The organism is Methylocystis sp. JAN1, from assembly GCF_052186135.1.
Lineage (GTDB): Bacteria > Pseudomonadota > Alphaproteobacteria > Rhizobiales > Beijerinckiaceae > Methylocystis.
Window position 1 is genome coordinate 1,695,483 of sequence record NZ_CP181499.1, and the last position, 15,386, is coordinate 1,710,868.

A 15,386-nucleotide genomic window follows, 5' to 3' on the forward strand; every position below is an offset into this window, starting at 1 on the left:
GCGCCCCGCAGGCGGGGGGCGAGCCGCATCGCCCCCGCCCGCCACCTGACGGCTCGACCGCAAGTTCGCGACGATCGCCAGCGCGGAATCGCGCGCAACCATAGCGGGCGCCTCATTCTGGCACGCCGGCGGCGCGAGCCGTGCAACAGTTCGGCAAGCCTAATGCGCTGATAATCAAAATCACAAAGTTTCTCGTGGTCGGGAGCCGCCTCGGCCCCGCGGATGTCAGCGTGGAATCCGGGCAGGCCTATGCGTCGTCAGTCGAAAACGCGTTCGGTTTTTGGCGTCATGGCCCCCTGGGCCTTCAGCGTGATGGCTCCCTGGGCGCTTGGCGTCGGCGTGCTCGTCTCCTTCACCGCGAGCGCAGGGCAGGACGCCGCGGGCGACTGGAACGTCGCGCCGCTTACCGCCCGCGCCCGCGCGACGCCGGCTCCCGCCGCCTTGCAGCTTGCATCCTTCGGCGAGATCGCCACCGGCGAACTCGGCCTTTCCGGCCAGAGCCGGGCGCTGGTGCAGAGCGCGCGCCTGATGGTCGGCGCGCCGGACGATCTGCGCTCCATCCCCGACGAGCGCGAGCCGCATGTCGATCTCAAGCCGGATGTTAGGCATTTTCCGGAGGTGGACCGCACGCATAAGGGCGATCCCATCGTCGCCATGCGGCCAAGCTTCGAGACGCGGGTCATCAACCCGTCCGCGCTGGGTCTCGCCGAGCCGGCGCGCCTGACCTTCCGCATCTGGGGCAGGAACCCGGCGCGCACAAGCGTCGCCCTCGCGCCGCGCGGCCCCGTGCCGGGCGACGAGGCGATTTATGAGGCGGAGGAAGCCCGCGCCGAGGCGCTGACGACCACGCAGACGCAGAAGGCGAAAGCCGTCGCCTCGCCTTCGCAAAGCGCTTCGAGCGCGACGTCGCGGGCGAACGAGCCTTCGCGCGAGCCGACCTATCAGGCGCTCGCAGAGCGCGCTCTGCATGGCGCGACGCCGCAGGTGTCGCGCGCCGTCGCGCTCGGCTCGTCGACGCCGGCGCAGCCCGACGCGCTGCCGATCGAAGCCTCGTCTTTTCCTCAGGCCACGCTCGCGCTCGGCGCACCGGGAAAGAACGAGGCGCGGCCCGATTACGCGTCGCTTATCGATCGCGACAATATGGATCGCGAGCGGCGCTGCCTGGCTGAAGCTGTCTATTTCGAATCGCGCAGCGAGCCCGAAGCGGGCCAGGCGGCGGTGGCGCAGGTCGTGCTCAATCGCGTGCAAAGCGGTCTTTATCCGACGACGATCTGCGGCGTCGTCTATCAGAACCGCCATCACTACAAGGCGTGCCAGTTCTCCTTCGCCTGCGAGGGCAGGTCGCTCCGCATCACGGAGCCCGAGTCATGGGCGACGGCGGTGCGGATCGCGAACGAGGTGATGGATGGCCGCACTTATCTCACCGAGGTCGGCCGCTCGACCCATTACCACGCGACTTACGTCAAGCCGCGCTGGGCGCGCGCGCTCACGCGCATGGAGATGATCGGCCGCCATATCTTCTATCGGCTCAAGCCCGGCCAGACCTGATCCGAAAACGCGCGGCCTTTCGACGCCGGACGCCGCCGGTGCGCGCATAGATTTCGATCCACAGCCAGATGGCGAGGGCGACCCAGGCGGAAGCGAAGGGATGCGCCGAGACCAGTTGCGTCAAAGCGTGCATGTCGAGTTCTCGCGCGCTGAGGTTGTAGGCCTAGCTTTGGTCGCGTGCGGTTAAGAGGCTTGTTAAGAGGAACGGTAAATCGACGCCGATTTCCGCCACATTGCCGGTTTGGTTAAGGCGCGGCTAATCGATGAGCGTCGAGCGTATGAGCCCTCTCACCGAATTGCCGAGGTAAAAGTCGCGCGGCAAATCAGCGAAACCTAATACTCGTTCTTCGGCGCAGCCTTGCCTTAACAATGCGGCGCGCAGCGTTCCGGCCAGCAGGCCGCAGGAGAGCGGCGGCGTCAGCAGGCCCCCTTCCGCCGGGACGAAGAGATTGCAGCGCGCGCTTTCGCACAGCTCGCCGCGCTCGTTAAGAAACAATACTTCGTCAGCTCCGCTTCTTTGCACGGCCCGCGCGAGTTCCTCCTCATAGAGCGCGCGGCGCGTCGTCTTGTGCCGCAGCAGGGGATTGGATGAGTCGAACCGCCGCGCCGCGAGCGTAACGCGCCAGACGGTTTCCGGCGGAACGGGGCCGACGGGGGTTTTCGTCACTTCCACCGCGCCGTCGCGGGACAGGACGAGGCGAACGCGCAGCCGCTCGGCAGGGTCGGGGTGAGAGGCAGGCGGCGTCAGGGCGCTTTGCCCCTCGCCCCGACCCTCTCCTCGCAGGCGGGGAGAGGGGGAAGCGTCATCGGCGAGAGCCGGAACCGCGCTTTGCAGCGCCGACTTCACTTTCTCTTCGTCATGGCGAAACCCCAGCGCCGCGCTGGACGCGGCGAGGCGGGCGAGATGCTCGGGGAGCAGGGCGTAGCCGCCCTCCCGCGTCCAGAGCAGGGTCTCGATCAGCCCGAAGTCTTCGCTCCCGTCAGGAAGCGGGCTTTGATCAGACATTCCTCGTACTCTTGGGCGGCGCGCGAATCGGCGACGACCGCCGAGCCGACATTGCAGACCAGTTCGTTGTCGGGGAACAGCGTCAGCGTGCGGATCGCGACGTTGAAGCGCATGTCGCCGTCGGGCGCGATGAGGCCGAGCGATCCGCAATAGACGCCGCGCGCCGCGCATTCGAGATCGCGGATGATCTCCATGGCGCGGATCTTCGGCGCGCCGGTCACCGAACCGCAAGGGAAGAGGCCGGCGAAAAGATCGGCGAGCGTCACGTCGTCCCGCAGCCGCGCCTCGATGCCCGATGTCATCTGATGCAGCGTCGGATAGGTCTCGACGGTGAAAAGGTCGGTGACCTTCACCGAGCCCACTTCCGCCAGTCGCGAGAGATCGTTGCGCAGCAGGTCCACGATCATGAGGTTTTCGGCGCGAGACTTTTCGTCCTCGACAAGATATTGCGCGCGGGCCATGTCCTCCGTCGGCATCACGCCGCGCTGCGCGGTGCCCTTCATCGGTCGGGCGCGGATATGCCGTCCATGCGCCTCGAAGAACACTTCCGGCGAAAGCGAGACGACCGTCTCCTCGCCCAGCGCCACGACGCCGCCATAGGCGACCGGCTGGCGCTTGCGCAGGCTCCGATAGAGGGCGAGCGGATCGCCTTCGTAGCGGCCGTAGAGGGGGAAGGTCAGATTGATCTGATAGACGTCGCCGGCGAAAATATAGTCGATGCAGGCGCGGAAGCGCTCGGCGTATTCGGCCTCCCTCCAGGCCGGCGTGAGCGGAATGAATGGCGCGGCGGCCTCAGCCGGCGGCAGGGACCAGGGCTTGGGCGCCTTGAAAGCGCCGAAGAGCAGGAGCGGCGTGCGCGAGCGCGGGGTCTCCCGGGTCCGAAATCTTGGCTCCAGCGCATAGCCGAGCTCATAGCTGGCGTAGCCCGCGAGATAGAGACCCCGCTTCGTCGCCTCCTCCATGCGGGCGAAAGCGTCTCCGGTCTCGCCCGGCTCGCGCGCGACGATGATCTCCTCCGGTTCGTCGAAGAGCAGCGCCCGGCCGCCTTCGCGTCCGTCCTCGAACACGACATAGGGCCGCGCCGGCGCTGGAGTCTGCGTCGGGATAAGGGGGCTGGCGGCGGCGTCGTGCATCTCTCGGGGGGCTCGTTTCACGGATATGTTACATCAGACGCCTTCACCTATGAAAGGCTGGGCGTTTCCGCAACAGCGGCGTGCGAGCGCAGGCGCCTCCGGCGCGCGCCGCGAATGATCGCGTCTCCTGCGTCCAGGCGAATCGGCCTGGACGCAGCGATCTAGACGGCCGCGGGGCTTACGAATTGATATCCGAGAGCAAGCAAGCCGCGAACGACCTCCTGCAGGTAGGAAATCGGTTGCTCGGGATGATGGAAAAAGGACGCGACGCCGTCGCGGACGACGAGCAATCTCTGCGCGTCTGCGATAATGTCGGCCGGAAGGCGCGGCGGATTCACGCCGAAGGCTTGCGGTTCGATGCCGCCGAGCGTATCCGGCAACACCTTGCAATTCGAATGCATGAGGCTGCAGTAAACGTCTTTGACTGTGTACGGGAAATATTGCCCGGCAAGCCGCGTGTAATCAATCGCGCCGCCCGAGATGAGGCCTGAAAAATAGAGCGCGCGCTCGGAGCGGGCGGCGAAATATTTGGATGCGGCGTTCGAAGCTTGCACGGCCGCAACGTAGCAGGGGAAGGTGTGTATGGTCGGAGCCGTCAGTCCCGACGCGGCGAATTCATTGGCGGCTGCCGAGAAACGACCGAGCGCCCAGGCCGGCGTGGCGTCCTCCGGAACCGGACCGACATAATTGAGCGTATTCGTCGCTTGATTCAGAACGAGCCTGTAAAACTCGCAATCCGCCCCGGTCGTGGCCGAATAGGGGTTTTCGACGTTCGAATATTGATGAGTATATCCGTGCCCCATCAGGACGCCGCCGAGCGACTGCATGGTCTTGATCGCCGCAATCATCTCCGGACGCGAACTGAGCGAAACGTCTACCGGCTTCCCGCCGTTGAAATAACCGTTAGGATCAAGATATCGCGGCACAATCTGAAAGCCGAAGGGGACATTGTTCGACGACAGCCATTGCGCGACCGAAACAAGCTCTGTCGGGCTGAACAGATAGGGGTCGATGTCCTCGAGCCGGAGGAACGCTCGATGCATGGTCGGCGTGTCCGGGGCCAGGGCGTCGAAGAGGAGGTCGCAGAAGATCAGATAACGGTCGCCTTCCGTCACGTAGCTGAACGGAATTTCGCCGATATACGTCAGGTTCTGGGAACGAAGCGCCCAGGGAAAGGTCGAATTATCCGATCGGACGCAGTAAGCCAGCGCCTGGCCGGGTCCGAACGTGGAATAATTCATGATGCCCGACTGATTGGCGGCATAACGCTTGAGCTTTTGAGATTTATAGTCGATCTCGGCGACGTTGGAGAAGTCGAAGCTGGAGATCCCCCACCCATATTTGGATAGAAAGCCGGGGTTCCGGCCGATGAGCTGCCAGATATTGTACGATATCCAGATAATTTTTTGGGTCGTCGCGGCATAGGCGTCGTCAAGGAAAGCGGCAGGCAAGGGCTCGTCATATGTCGAGCCGATATAGACGACGCTGGTGTAGCCGCTCATTCCGCCGGCCGCGTAGCTGGTGACGGGCATCGCCGTCCATGCGCCGAAATGGCTTGCGAGATTCCCGGCCATTATCGCGTAAAGCTCGCCGAGCCAGCCATACGGCCCGGTCGTATCGTAGAGAACAAGGGTCGAGGCGGTCGGCCGCACGGGCTGCAGCGGAGTCAGGGGATCGGCGGCCGGGGCGACGGCGCCGCCGGCCGCCGGAAGTGCGGCGGCGGCCTGCGGGCCAGTCGCGCTCCCCGACGCCGGAAGTGCGGCGGCTTGCCGGGCGGCAGCGCTTCCCGACGCCGGAAGCGCGGCGGCGGCTTGCGGGCTGGCAGAGCTTCCCGACGCCGGAAATGCGGCGGCGGCTTGCGGGCTGGCCGCGCCTCCCGCCGCCGGAAGAGCGGCGGCGGCTTGCGGCCGAGCCGCGCTTCCCGACGCCCCGTCGCCCTGGAAGGGCTGCGCCTTCGGCCGCTTTTCCCTCAGAGGCGCGCCCAGAGGCTTGAAGAAGGGGTTATCCCTATTTGGGAAGATGGCGTGCTTCGGCACTTCGCGCTTCATCACCGCCCTGGACGGAGAAGCAGAGGCGCCGGAGGGCAGCAGGGTGACGGCGGCGCCCGCGAGAAGCTTGCGGCGCGTGAACAGAAAAGAAGAACTCATTGTTTGCTCACGTAAAAAATAGCATCCATCGCGCAGGCGTCCGCCTTTGCTCATTTACTCTTGATTAACTTACAACTGCGCGCAGGTGAATGCTTTCGTAAAATTAATATGAATTAGGCTGGGCCGGCGCGGCGAGCCAGTTGCAAAGGGCGCCGATACGGCCGGTGATTTTGCGGGCGGAGGCCAGGATATTCACGGCGCTCCCGTCGGTCGCCGGACCCTAGATCACACTGCGTTTAGGCGGAATCCTAAACACAGACAACGCGATCGATTCCAAAGGTTAAGAGCGCGCTCCATGCGAAAAACCGCTTCCCACTTTTTCGCGAGCAGCGCTCTAACCTTGGGCAAGGGGAAGAAATGCACGGAGCGGGGACTCCCGATTTTCGCTCTTATCAGCTTTATTTCCCGCCGCTCCGCGCGCTAATAAGGTCGAATGTCCGTTTCACCGTCCAGCTCTCAACCCTTGCGCATTCTTTTCATCGGCGACGTGCTCGGCCGCTCCGGCCGCGCGGCGGTGACCCGCTACGTCCCGCGCCTGCGCGAGAAATGGGCGCTGGATTTCGTGGTCTGCAACGGGGAAAACGCCGCTGGCGGTTTCGGCGTCACCGAGGCCATCTGCGAGGAAATGGTGAATGCCGGCGTGGATTGCGTGACGCTCGGCAACCATGCCTTCGACCAGCGCGAGACGCTCGTCTTCATCGAGCGTCAGCCGCGCCTGCTGCGGCCGATCAATTATCCGCCGGGCACGCCGGGCAGGGGGGCGAATCTCTTCACTGCGGCGCGGGGCCAGCAGGTGCTCGTGGTCAATCCGATGGGCCGCGTCTTCATGGACGCGATCGACGATCCCTTCGCAGCGATGGAGAAGGAACTCGGCGCCTGTCCGCTCGGCGCCGGCTGCGACGCCATAGTCGTCGACATGCACGCGGAGACGTCCAGCGAAAAGATGGCCATGGGCCATTTCGTCGACGGCCGCGCCTCGCTGGTCGTGGGCACGCACACCCATGTGCCGACCGCCGACGCGCAGATCCTGCCGGGCGGCACCGCCTATCTGACAGACGCCGGCATGACCGGCGATTACGACTCCATCATCGGCATGGACAAGGAAGAGCCCCTCCGCCGCTTCATCCGCAAGACCCCCGGCGCGCGATATGAGCCGGCGAATGGCGAGGCGACGCTTTGCGGCGTGGCGGTCGAGATCGGCCGCGAGGGACTTGCGAGCATGATTGCCCCCGTTCGGCTCGGCGGGCGGCTGCGGCAGGAATGGCCGCAGGAATGGGGCGCGCCCTGACCCGACCGGCCGCGCCCGCATTTTTCCTCAACGCAAAAGCACGTAGCCCCGGCGCTCCAGGCAGCGGTCGATGACCAGGCGGTAATCCGAAGCCGCCATTTCCGCCGTGGCCGCGCCCTGGGCGCCCTGCGCGGCGCCCGAGGCGCCCACGAGATTGCCGGCGGCGTCCGCCGCGCTGCCGCCCGCCCACAAGCCGTTCGCCGCGCCGAGACCCGGCACAGGCATGTAGCGCGCGATATTGCCCGCCGCCGCGATGGCCGCCCCGGCCGTCGCCTGCTGGGCGCCCGCCTGCGCCTGAGCGGCGCCGGCGCGCGCGGCGTTTTCCTGCGGCGCGGCGCGATTCTGGCAGAAGGCCAGGTCCTTGGCGTATTTCTTTTCCTTGAAGCCCCTTGCGTCGCGGTCGACGAGCGGCTCGTAGATGGAGCCGTCCTGCGCCCGGGCGGGCGCGGCGGCGGCCAGCGCGAAGGCGAGAGCCATGGCGAAATGGAACGCTGTTTTCGGTGAAATCATGTTTTCAGCCCCTTGATCGGCCCGCTCACGGGCCAAAACGGTAAAGCTTGTAAATCTTTTGTTAATTTTCCGGAAGCCGGCTCCGAGGGGCGGCGGCGGCGCCCCGCGAGGGGCGCTCCGGCGCCTACACATGGCGGCGAAGGTCGATTAAATAGCGCAGACAAACAGCTGCGGCGCGAGCGGAGCCAGCCAATGAAGTGGGAAGACTTACAGACATCGGAAAACGTCGAGGACCGCCGCGGCGAAGAGGGCGGAGGCATGTTCGGCGGCCCCGGCATGGGCGGCGGCGGCATCGGCCTCGGCACGATGGTCATTCTCGGCCTTATCGGCTGGGCGCTCGGCATCAATCCGGCCCTGCTGATCGGCGGAGCGGAAATGCTTGGCAAGATGCGCGGCGGCGGCCAGGTCGTGCGCCAGGACCGGCCGCACGAAACCTCCCGGCCAACGGATCAGATGGGCCAGTTCGTGGCCAAGGTGCTCGGTTCGAACGAGGAAGTCTGGTCGAGGGTCCTGCCCGAACAGGAAGGCGTCCAGTTCAAGGCGCCGCGCCTCGTTCTCTTCGACGGCGTGACCGATTCCCGCTGCGGCGCGGCGCAGTCGGCCATGGGGCCGTTCTACTGCCCGCTCGACCAGCGGATCTATCTCGACACGTCCTTCTTCCGCGACATGAAGCAGCGCTTCGGCGGCGGCGGCGATTTCGCCTACGCCTATGTGATCTCGCATGAGATGGGCCACCACATCGAGAATCTGCTCGGCATCCTGCCCAAGGTGCAGCGCGCCCAGGCCCGCGCGGGGAGCCGCGCCGAGGCCAATAATCTATCGGTCCGCGTCGAGTTGATGGCGGACTGTCTCGCCGGCGTCTGGGCCAATAACGGCAACGCCCGCAGCCGCTTCCTGGAGGAGGGCGACATCGAGAAGGCCGTCGCCTCCGCACAGGCTATTGGCGACGATCGTCTGCAGAAGGCGCAGCGCGGCTATGTCGTGCCCGACAGCTTCACGCACGGCTCTTCGGCGCAGCGTACGGAATGGCTGCTGCGCGGCCTGAAGAGCGGCCGCATCGACGACTGCAACACCTTTAATCGGTGAGCGATACGCCCATCGTTGCGCGCGAAGCGAAGCGATCCGGAAGCCGCTTCGCTACGCCGCGCAACGACGATTCCCCGATTTTCTCAATTCAGAACGTCCGTCGCGCGCTGCTTTTCAGCTCCGCGCAGCGCAACCGCTTCGCAAGCTTCCTGAAATCTCCGCTCCCCGCCGCGCGCAGCGCGCTCTTGCGCGCGATGAGTCCCACGGGCTCGGCGAAGCTTGGGGCGAGCCGCGTCACGAGGCTTGTCGGCGCCGAGCGGAGCACAAAGGCCCGCGCGGCCTCGGCATAGGCGAAGGCGTCGTCCATTTCGTCAATGAAGCCGCGTTCGATGGCGTGCCCGGCGAGCAACAGAAACGCGGCGTCCTGACGTGCGACGTCGAGCGCCTGCGCCAGCCCTTCTTCCCTGTCGGACGCTTCGACCAGCGTGCAGCCGGCCTCGTCGGCGATTCTGCTCAGCCCGCTTCCCGGCGCGCCGACGAGCACGGCGTCCGCCACGAGGCCCTGGACGCAGGCGTCGACGAGCGAAGCCAGGCTGCGCGTGACGGCGTCGCGGCGCAGCGGCCGGGCCGGGGCGTCATAGGCCAGGAGAATGGCTGTCAGCATCGACGCATGCATAGCCGAAACGAATGCGCGACGGAATGCAGCGCCGAATAAACGCGCTTCGACGCCAATCCATAGGCGCCGCCCCCATTGCGCCGGCCGTCGCCTTCGGCCACCATCGCGGCCATGCCGCTCAGTCCTTTCCCGCTCGAAGTCCTGACCACCGACCAGATGGCCCGCGCCGACCGCATGACAATCGAGAGCGGCGTGCCGGGCATGGAGTTGATGGAGAGCGCGGCCGCCGCCCTCACCCGGGTCACGAGCCGCATCCTGCAGCGCACGAGCGGGCGGCGCGTGCTGGTGCTTTGCGGGCCGGGCAACAATGGCGGAGACGGCTATGTCGCCGCGCGGCTGCTCAAGGCCCAGCGTTACAAGGTGCGCGTCGCCTCCCTCACGCCGCCGGACCAGCTTCGCGGCGACGCCGCGCGGGCGGCGGCGGGCTGGACGGGCACGCTGATCTCCGCGCATGAGTGCGATTTCCGAGGCGTCGATCTCGTCATCGACGCGCTGTTCGGGACCGGGCTCGCGCGCGATCTCGATCCGGCCGCGCAGGCGCTGGTCAATCGCCTCAATCAGTGGCGGCGCGAAACCAAGCAGAACGTCGTCAGCGTCGATATTCCGAGCGGGGTCGACGGCACCACGGGCGCGATTCGGGGCGCCGCGGTGGAAGCCGACGAAACCGTCACCTTCTTCCGCGTGAAGACGGGCCATCTCCTGCTGCCCGGCCGCTCGCGTTGCGGCAAACTCACCTGCGCCCATATCGGCATCCGCCCGACGACGCTCGAGTCGATGGAGGTCAAGACTTTCGTCAATGCGCCGGAATTCTGGCTCTCCGCGCTTCCGCGTCCGAAGGTTGAGGGGCACAAATATACGCGGGGCCATGCGCTCGTCGTTTCCGGCGGCGCCTCATTCACGGGCGCGGCTCGGTTGTCGGCGGCGGCGGCCTTGCGTGCGGGCGCGGGGCTCGTGACGCTTGCGAGCCCCAGCGACGCGCTGCCGGTCAACGCCAGCGCGCTCACCTCCGTGATGGTGCGCCCCGCAGACGGAGCCGAGGGGCTCGCCGTCGTGCTCGCCGACCAGCGCAAGAACGCCGTCGCCATCGGACCCGGCCTCGGCGTTTCAGAGGAAAGCTGCCGGCAGGTGGAGGTGGCGCTGACGCCGCAGGCCTATCGCCGCGCCGCCGTGCTCGACGCCGACGCGCTGACGAGCTTCGAGAGCGACCCCTTCCGGCTGTGGCGCGCGACGCGCGCGGCGCCGGGGCCGGTGGTGATGACGCCCCACGCCGGGGAATTCGCGCGGCTCTTCGCCGAATGCGATGGCGACCGCGCTTTGCGCTCGAAGCTCGACAAGGCCCGCGACGCGGCGCGGGTCAGCGGCGCGGTGGTTCTCTACAAAGGCCCCGACACCGTGGTCGCGGCGCCGGACGGCCGCGCCTCCATCCTGACATGGGCGAGCCCCTGGCTCGCGACCGCAGGCTCGGGCGACGTCCTCACCGGCGTCGTAGCCGCCTTGCTCGCCCAAAGGATGGACGGATTTCTCGCCGCGTCCTGCGCCGCCTGGATGCATGCTCGGGCGGCGGAACTGTTCGGACCGGGCCTGATCGCGGACGACATCATCGCGACGCTGCCGCAGGTCTGGCGCGAACTCTGCGGCGCCGGCGCGTGAAATCGTTCTCAAAGCTCATCCGCGTAGCTGGCGTCACAAAAGAAAGTTTTGGTGGCGCCATAACTTCCGTTTTGCGCGCCTTGTTTGGTCTGCCACTGCCGATTAAACTCCGTTGGTCGCATGAAAGCGTTGCCGAAGCGTCACAAATTGCTTCGACAACAAATGACAGGGCTGCGGGAAGGATGGCGGAGTCTCTCCCCGCAACACCAACGGATGGAAATGGACGGCAAATGCGGTCACATGAAAAACTTTTACTGGAGAACAAAGCCTGGGCGGAAGAGGTCAAACTCCGAGAGCCCGATTATTTCGAGCGGCTGGCGCGCGGCCAGAAGCCCGAATTCCTGTGGATCGGATGCTCGGACAGCCGCGTGCCCGCCGACATCATCGTCAATGCGGAGCCGGGTCTCATCTTCGCGCATCGCAACATCGCCAATCAGGTGATCGCCACGGACTTCAATTGCCTCAGCGTCGTTCAATATGCGGTGCAGGTTTTGAAGGTGAAGCACATCATCGTTTGCGGCCACTATAATTGCGGCGGCGTGAGGGCGGCGCTCTCTCATCAGGGCTCGGATTTCACCCTGCTCAACAAATGGCTGATGCATGTGAGGGACGTCTACCGGCGGCATCGCGATGAGCTCGACGAGATCCGCTCCCTGGACGAGAAGGCGCACCGACTGGTCGAGCTCAACGTGATCGAGCAGGTCAATAGTCTTTCCTATACCTCGATCGTGCAGAGCGCCTGGAAGAACGAGCAGCGCCCCATGGTGCATGGCTGGGTGTTCGCGCTCGACGACGGGATTCTCAAGCAGCTCATCTCTCTCGATCCCGACACCAAGGTCGACGAGATTTACGCCTGGAGGGACTGACGGCCCAACGCGTCCACCAAAATCACGAAACGAACGACTGAACAGGAGACTTCAGCCGTGCTTCGCAAACATCTCGATTACTATTTCCGCTATCTCGATCACGACATTCCGGCGGGCGTCGTCGTGTTCCTCGTAGCGCTTCCCCTGTGCCTCGGCATCGCGGTCGCATCGGGCGCGCCGCCTTTCTCCGGCGTCATCGCCGGCGTCATCGGCGGCCTGGTCGTGTCGATCGTCAGCGGCTCTCAGCTCAGCGTATCGGGCCCCGCCGCGGGCCTCACGGTCATCGTCGCCGGCGCGGCCGAGAAACTCGGCCTGGACGGCATGCTCCTCGCCGTCGCGTTCTCCGGCCTTATCCAGATCGCGATGGGCTATGTGCGGGCAGGCGTTATCGGCGCCTATTTTCCTTCCGCCGTCATCAAGGGCATGCTGGCCGCGATCGGCCTCATCCTGATCATGAAGCAACTGCCGCATGCGGTGGGGTACGACGCGGATGCGGACAGCGATCTGTCTTTCCTCGAGGACGACAGCCACACGACATTCTCTTTCCTGTGGTCCTCATTCAATTCGATCTCGCCCGGCGCGACGGTTGTATCCCTGGCCTCGATCGCGATCCTGCTTTTTTGGGATTCGACGCGCATAAGAGACAATCGCGTCTTGTCCCTCGTCCCGGGGGCGCTCGTCGCGGTGATCTTCGGCGTTCTTTTCAACATGGTCGCGCAAATCGTCGCGCCGGCGATGGCGATCGCGCCGCAGCATCTCGTCACGCTGCCGGTGATTTCCGGGCCGGTGCAATTTTTCGGCGAGCTTCGCTTCCCGGATCTTGGCAAATTGACGGATCTGCATGTCTACGTCACGGCGGCGACGCTCGCGCTGGTCGGCAGCCTCGAAACGCTGCTGAGTCTGGAGGCGGTCGACAAGCTCGACCCGCTCAAGCGGACGGCGCCGACAAACCAGGAGCTCAAGGCCCAGGGCGTCGGCAATTTCATCAGCGGCATGATTGGCGGCCTGCCGATCACGGCGGTGATCGTGCGCAGCTCGGCGAACATCAACGCCGGCGCGCACACCAAGGTCGCCTGCATCGTGCATGGATGGTTGTTGCTGCTCAGTGTGATGTTCCTGTCCGTCGTGCTCAACATGATCCCGCTCGCCTGTCTCGCGGCGGTGCTGCTGCTCACCGGATACAAACTGGCGAAACCAAAGCTCGTGATGGAGCAGTACGAGAAGGGTCTGGACCAGTTCGCGCCTTTTGCCGTGACCATCGCAGCGATCCTGATGACGGACCTGCTCAAGGGAATGGCGATCGGCATGGCCGTAGGCCTCTTCTATGTGCTCAAAGCCAATTATCATGCCGCCTTTTCGCTCACCCGCGACGGCAAGAACTATCTGCTGCGCCTTCAGAAGGACGTGTCCTTTCTCAACAAGGCGCCGCTGCGCAACATGCTGGAGGAAATCGAGGATGACAGCTTCCTCGTCATCGACGGCACGCGCGCTACCTTCATCGACCAGGACATCATGGAGACGCTCGAGGACTTCATCAAAGCGGCGAGCGACAATAACATCCATGTCGAGTTGAAGAATGTGAAGGGCAGGACGCCCGCCAACGGCGTTTTGGCGCCCGCCTGACCAAGAGTCGCGCGGCGGCGAGGTTTCCTTGCCGCCGCACTTCATGCGTGTTACCGTCAATTTATTGGACTTCGATAAAATTTTAGGAGATCGTCGCCATGCGCGTCTCTTATTTCCTGCTTGAAGCAGCCGCATTTGCTTGCCTCTGCCTCGCCGGATCGAACGCTCTTGCGCTCTGCACGAACAGTCCGATGAGCGGCGACTGGGTCTCCGCCAACGGCGCGACGCGCGGTTTGACGCGGGCCGAAGTCGAAGTAGGCTGTTGCGATCAGGTGCTCAACGGCCAACCCGCCTGCTCGCCGCCCGACAGCGTGCGGCTCTTCGGCAAATGCCATCCGACGGATTGCGACTGGGGCGTGCGGACCGGCGCCTTTCAGACGTCGGGCGGCTTGCGGCTCACCTATGATCAGGGCTTTGCGAGGCGCACGGTCCGCATCAATTCCTTGTCGAACGGCAATCTCCGGGTGCGGGTCTTCACCGACTTCTCCGACCCTCGCCGCGTCGATTACAACATGACGGAAATTATGCGGCCGGAGTGATCGTCATCCGGGAGGCGGAAAGCCTTCGAAGACGATCTGGTCCGCCCACCGCCGCGCGGCTTCCGCTTGTGCAACGCTGCGCACGGTCCAGGCCGTGACGGGAATGCGCAGCCCCTCGCGCGCGAGGAAGGGAATGGCGTGCGGCAGATTGGCGGCGTTCCAGGACAGAAAGTCCGGCCGCGTCTTCGGATAATGCAGAAAATGCGTCATTTCGCTGCGCTGGCTTGTCGACAACATCGCCCAATAGGGATCGTCGTAAGTGGCTTCGCCCACCATGCCGAGCGGAATATGCGCGACGCCGAGCGCTTGCGCGTCCGCGCGCAAAAAGGCGATGGGCGCCGGATCGAAGCTCTCGACGACGACGGGGCCGCGATAGCGCGACAGCAATTCCGCGACGCGGCGCGCGGGCAGGAGATCGTTGTCGAAATTGCTTTTGAGTTCGACCACCAGCGGCGTTCGTCCATCTATCGCCGCAAGAAAGGCCTCGAAAGTCGGGATCGTCTCGCGAGCGCCTGCGAGCGTGATCGCCGCGAGCGCCGCCGCGTCAAAATTCGCGACCTTGCCGCGCCGCCGCGTCAACCGTTCCAGCGACTCGTCATGGAATACGACAAGGTCGCCATCTCGCGTCGCCTGCACGTCGCATTCGATGGCGTAGCCCGCGGCGACGGCGGCCTGGGCGGCGCCGACCGAGTTCTCGACGATGCCGCGCGCAAAGTCATGCAGCCCGCGATGCGCGATCGGCCGCGCCGTCAGCCAGGCGAGATCTCGCGCGCTCAATCCAGGATCTCGAAAACGCCCTCGACTTCGACGGCGGCGTCCAGGGGAAGCTGCGCGACGCCGACGGCGAAGCGCGCATGTTTGCCGTTCTCGCCGAGCACGGCGGCGAAGAGGTCCGAGGCGCCGTTCACCACCTGCGGAACCTGGCCGAAATCGGGCGCGCAATTCACATAGCCGCCGATGCGTACGGCCTTGAGCCGGGCAAGATCGCCGACGGCGGCGTTCGCCTGCGCCAATACGTTCAGCGCCGCCTGACGCGCGGCCGCCTGTCCGCTCTCAAGCGACACGCCGACCCCGAGCTTGCCCTTATGCGCCGCGTCGACGCCCCCGGGGCCGACCGGAAGCTGGCCGGAGATGAAAAGCAGGCTCCCCGCCCGAATGTAAGGGACATAATTCGCGACCGGCGCGGCGGCGGGCGGCAGAGCGAGACCGAGGTCGGCGAGCCGCGCCGCCGGAGTCTCAGTCGTCTGATTGGACATGTCGCATTCCTTTGGGCCTTGGCGCCATTGCGCAGAAAACATTTGCTCCAGTGCAGAGCTGACCCTAATTTCAGCCCTCCCGCGACGCAATGGCGGCGCAACTCCTTCCAGGTGATTC

The 15,386-nt window shown here is 65.3% G+C and carries 15 protein-coding genes; 7 read left to right on the forward strand and 8 right to left on the reverse strand.

Annotated features, from left to right (window positions below):
• Nucleotides 1-288 precede the first annotated feature (288 nt).
• Nucleotides 289-1,548 (forward strand): cell wall hydrolase, encoded by a 1,260-nt coding sequence (locus ACNHKD_RS07915; protein WP_442756524.1) that lies wholly within the window; start codon nt 289-291, stop codon nt 1,546-1,548.
• On the opposite strand, the gene ACNHKD_RS07920 is transcribed toward ACNHKD_RS07915, so the two are convergent.
• The 4 genes from ACNHKD_RS07920 to ACNHKD_RS07935 form a co-directional block, all read right to left on the reverse strand.
• Complete coding sequence (locus tag ACNHKD_RS07920; RefSeq protein WP_442756525.1) at nt 1,529-1,681, reverse strand: hypothetical protein; 153 nt, start codon at nt 1,679-1,681, stop codon at nt 1,529-1,531. The genes ACNHKD_RS07915 and ACNHKD_RS07920 overlap by 20 nt on opposite strands.
• Before the next feature lie 123 nt (nt 1,682-1,804).
• Nucleotides 1,805-2,554, reverse strand: coding sequence for an aminotransferase class IV (locus ACNHKD_RS07925; RefSeq protein ID WP_442756526.1), 750 nt, complete (start codon nt 2,552-2,554; stop codon nt 1,805-1,807).
• Nucleotides 2,506-3,687: an aminodeoxychorismate synthase component I gene (locus tag ACNHKD_RS07930; RefSeq protein WP_442756527.1), complete on the reverse strand. Its 1,182-nt coding sequence runs from the start codon at nt 3,685-3,687 to the stop codon at nt 2,506-2,508. The genes ACNHKD_RS07925 and ACNHKD_RS07930 overlap by 49 nt, the downstream gene beginning before the upstream one ends.
• Before the next feature lie 161 nt (nt 3,688-3,848).
• A complete protein-coding gene (locus ACNHKD_RS07935; protein WP_442756528.1) occupies nt 3,849-5,834 on the reverse strand; it encodes a DUF2334 domain-containing protein in 1,986 nt (661 codons plus the stop codon).
• A 463-nt stretch (nt 5,835-6,297) separates the two neighbouring features.
• Between ACNHKD_RS07935 and ACNHKD_RS07940 the strand changes: the two genes are divergently transcribed.
• Entirely contained in the window at nt 6,298-7,122 is an 825-nt protein-coding gene (locus tag ACNHKD_RS07940; RefSeq protein WP_442756864.1) for a TIGR00282 family metallophosphoesterase, read from the forward strand.
• 27 nt (nt 7,123-7,149) lie between these two features.
• Here the strand turns inward: ACNHKD_RS07940 and ACNHKD_RS07945 are convergent, their stop codons facing one another.
• On the reverse strand, nt 7,150-7,632 hold the full coding sequence (locus tag ACNHKD_RS07945) for a hypothetical protein (RefSeq protein WP_442756529.1): 483 nt from the start codon (nt 7,630-7,632) through the stop codon (nt 7,150-7,152).
• Nucleotides 7,633-7,824: 192 nt separating this feature from the next.
• On the opposite strand from ACNHKD_RS07945, the gene ypfJ reads away from it, so the two are divergent.
• Complete coding sequence (gene ypfJ, locus ACNHKD_RS07950; RefSeq protein ID WP_442756530.1) at nt 7,825-8,718, forward strand: KPN_02809 family neutral zinc metallopeptidase; 894 nt, start codon at nt 7,825-7,827, stop codon at nt 8,716-8,718.
• An 88-nt stretch (nt 8,719-8,806) separates the two neighbouring features.
• On the opposite strand, the gene ACNHKD_RS07955 is transcribed toward ypfJ, so the two are convergent.
• Nucleotides 8,807-9,322, reverse strand: a complete 516-nt coding sequence (locus ACNHKD_RS07955) for a transposase (protein ID WP_442756531.1) — start codon at nt 9,320-9,322, stop codon at nt 8,807-8,809.
• 123 nt (nt 9,323-9,445) lie between these two features.
• Between ACNHKD_RS07955 and ACNHKD_RS07960 the strand changes: the two genes are divergently transcribed.
• The 4 genes from ACNHKD_RS07960 to ACNHKD_RS07975 all read left to right on the forward strand — a co-directional run bounded on the left by ACNHKD_RS07960 (nt 9,446) and on the right by ACNHKD_RS07975 (nt 14,012).
• Nucleotides 9,446-10,984, forward strand: a complete 1,539-nt coding sequence (locus ACNHKD_RS07960; protein WP_442756865.1) for an NAD(P)H-hydrate dehydratase — start codon at nt 9,446-9,448, stop codon at nt 10,982-10,984.
• Nucleotides 10,985-11,214: 230 nt separating this feature from the next.
• The gene (locus ACNHKD_RS07965; RefSeq protein WP_442756532.1) at nt 11,215-11,850 is read left to right on the forward strand and encodes a carbonic anhydrase; all 636 of its coding nucleotides are present in this window, start codon (nt 11,215-11,217) and stop codon (nt 11,848-11,850) included.
• Nucleotides 11,851-11,907: 57 nt separating this feature from the next.
• Nucleotides 11,908-13,473: a SulP family inorganic anion transporter gene (locus tag ACNHKD_RS07970; RefSeq protein ID WP_442756533.1), complete on the forward strand. Its 1,566-nt coding sequence runs from the start codon at nt 11,908-11,910 to the stop codon at nt 13,471-13,473.
• 98 nt (nt 13,474-13,571) lie between these two features.
• A complete protein-coding gene (locus ACNHKD_RS07975) occupies nt 13,572-14,012 on the forward strand; it encodes a hypothetical protein (RefSeq protein WP_442756534.1) in 441 nt (146 codons plus the stop codon).
• Between the two features lie 3 nt (nt 14,013-14,015).
• Here ACNHKD_RS07975 and ACNHKD_RS07980 read toward each other — a convergent pair whose 3' ends face one another.
• Both ACNHKD_RS07980 and ACNHKD_RS07985 read right to left on the reverse strand, forming a co-directional pair.
• Nucleotides 14,016-14,789, reverse strand: coding sequence for a glycerophosphodiester phosphodiesterase family protein (locus ACNHKD_RS07980; protein ID WP_442756535.1), 774 nt, complete (start codon nt 14,787-14,789; stop codon nt 14,016-14,018).
• On the reverse strand, nt 14,786-15,268 hold the full coding sequence (locus ACNHKD_RS07985; RefSeq protein ID WP_442756536.1) for a RidA family protein: 483 nt from the start codon (nt 15,266-15,268) through the stop codon (nt 14,786-14,788). The genes ACNHKD_RS07980 and ACNHKD_RS07985 overlap by 4 nt, the downstream gene beginning before the upstream one ends.
• Nucleotides 15,269-15,386: the final 118 nt, after the last annotated feature.

Excerpts from the sequence above, each read along its gene's own strand:
- ACNHKD_RS07955 (WP_442756531.1), bottom strand. The coding sequence starts at position 9,322 with ATGCTGACAGCCATTCTCCTGGCCTATGACGCCCCGGCCCGGCCGCTG.
- ACNHKD_RS07965 (WP_442756532.1), top strand. The coding sequence starts at position 11,215 with ATGCGGTCACATGAAAAACTTTTACTGGAGAACAAAGCCTGGGCGGAA.
- ACNHKD_RS07925 (WP_442756526.1), bottom strand. The coding sequence starts at position 2,554 with ATGTCTGATCAAAGCCCGCTTCCTGACGGGAGCGAAGACTTCGGGCTG.
- ACNHKD_RS07975 (WP_442756534.1), top strand. The coding sequence starts at position 13,572 with ATGCGCGTCTCTTATTTCCTGCTTGAAGCAGCCGCATTTGCTTGCCTC.
- ACNHKD_RS07930 (WP_442756527.1), bottom strand. The coding sequence starts at position 3,687 with ATGCACGACGCCGCCGCCAGCCCCCTTATCCCGACGCAGACTCCAGCG.
- ACNHKD_RS07945 (WP_442756529.1), bottom strand. The coding sequence starts at position 7,632 with ATGATTTCACCGAAAACAGCGTTCCATTTCGCCATGGCTCTCGCCTTC.
- ypfJ (WP_442756530.1), top strand. The coding sequence starts at position 7,825 with ATGAAGTGGGAAGACTTACAGACATCGGAAAACGTCGAGGACCGCCGC.
- ACNHKD_RS07985 (WP_442756536.1), bottom strand. The coding sequence starts at position 15,268 with ATGTCCAATCAGACGACTGAGACTCCGGCGGCGCGGCTCGCCGACCTC.
- ACNHKD_RS07935 (WP_442756528.1), bottom strand. The coding sequence starts at position 5,834 with ATGAGTTCTTCTTTTCTGTTCACGCGCCGCAAGCTTCTCGCGGGCGCC.
- ACNHKD_RS07920 (WP_442756525.1), bottom strand. The coding sequence starts at position 1,681 with ATGCACGCTTTGACGCAACTGGTCTCGGCGCATCCCTTCGCTTCCGCC.
- ACNHKD_RS07960 (WP_442756865.1), top strand. The coding sequence starts at position 9,446 with ATGCCGCTCAGTCCTTTCCCGCTCGAAGTCCTGACCACCGACCAGATG.
- ACNHKD_RS07915 (WP_442756524.1), top strand. The coding sequence starts at position 289 with ATGGCCCCCTGGGCCTTCAGCGTGATGGCTCCCTGGGCGCTTGGCGTC.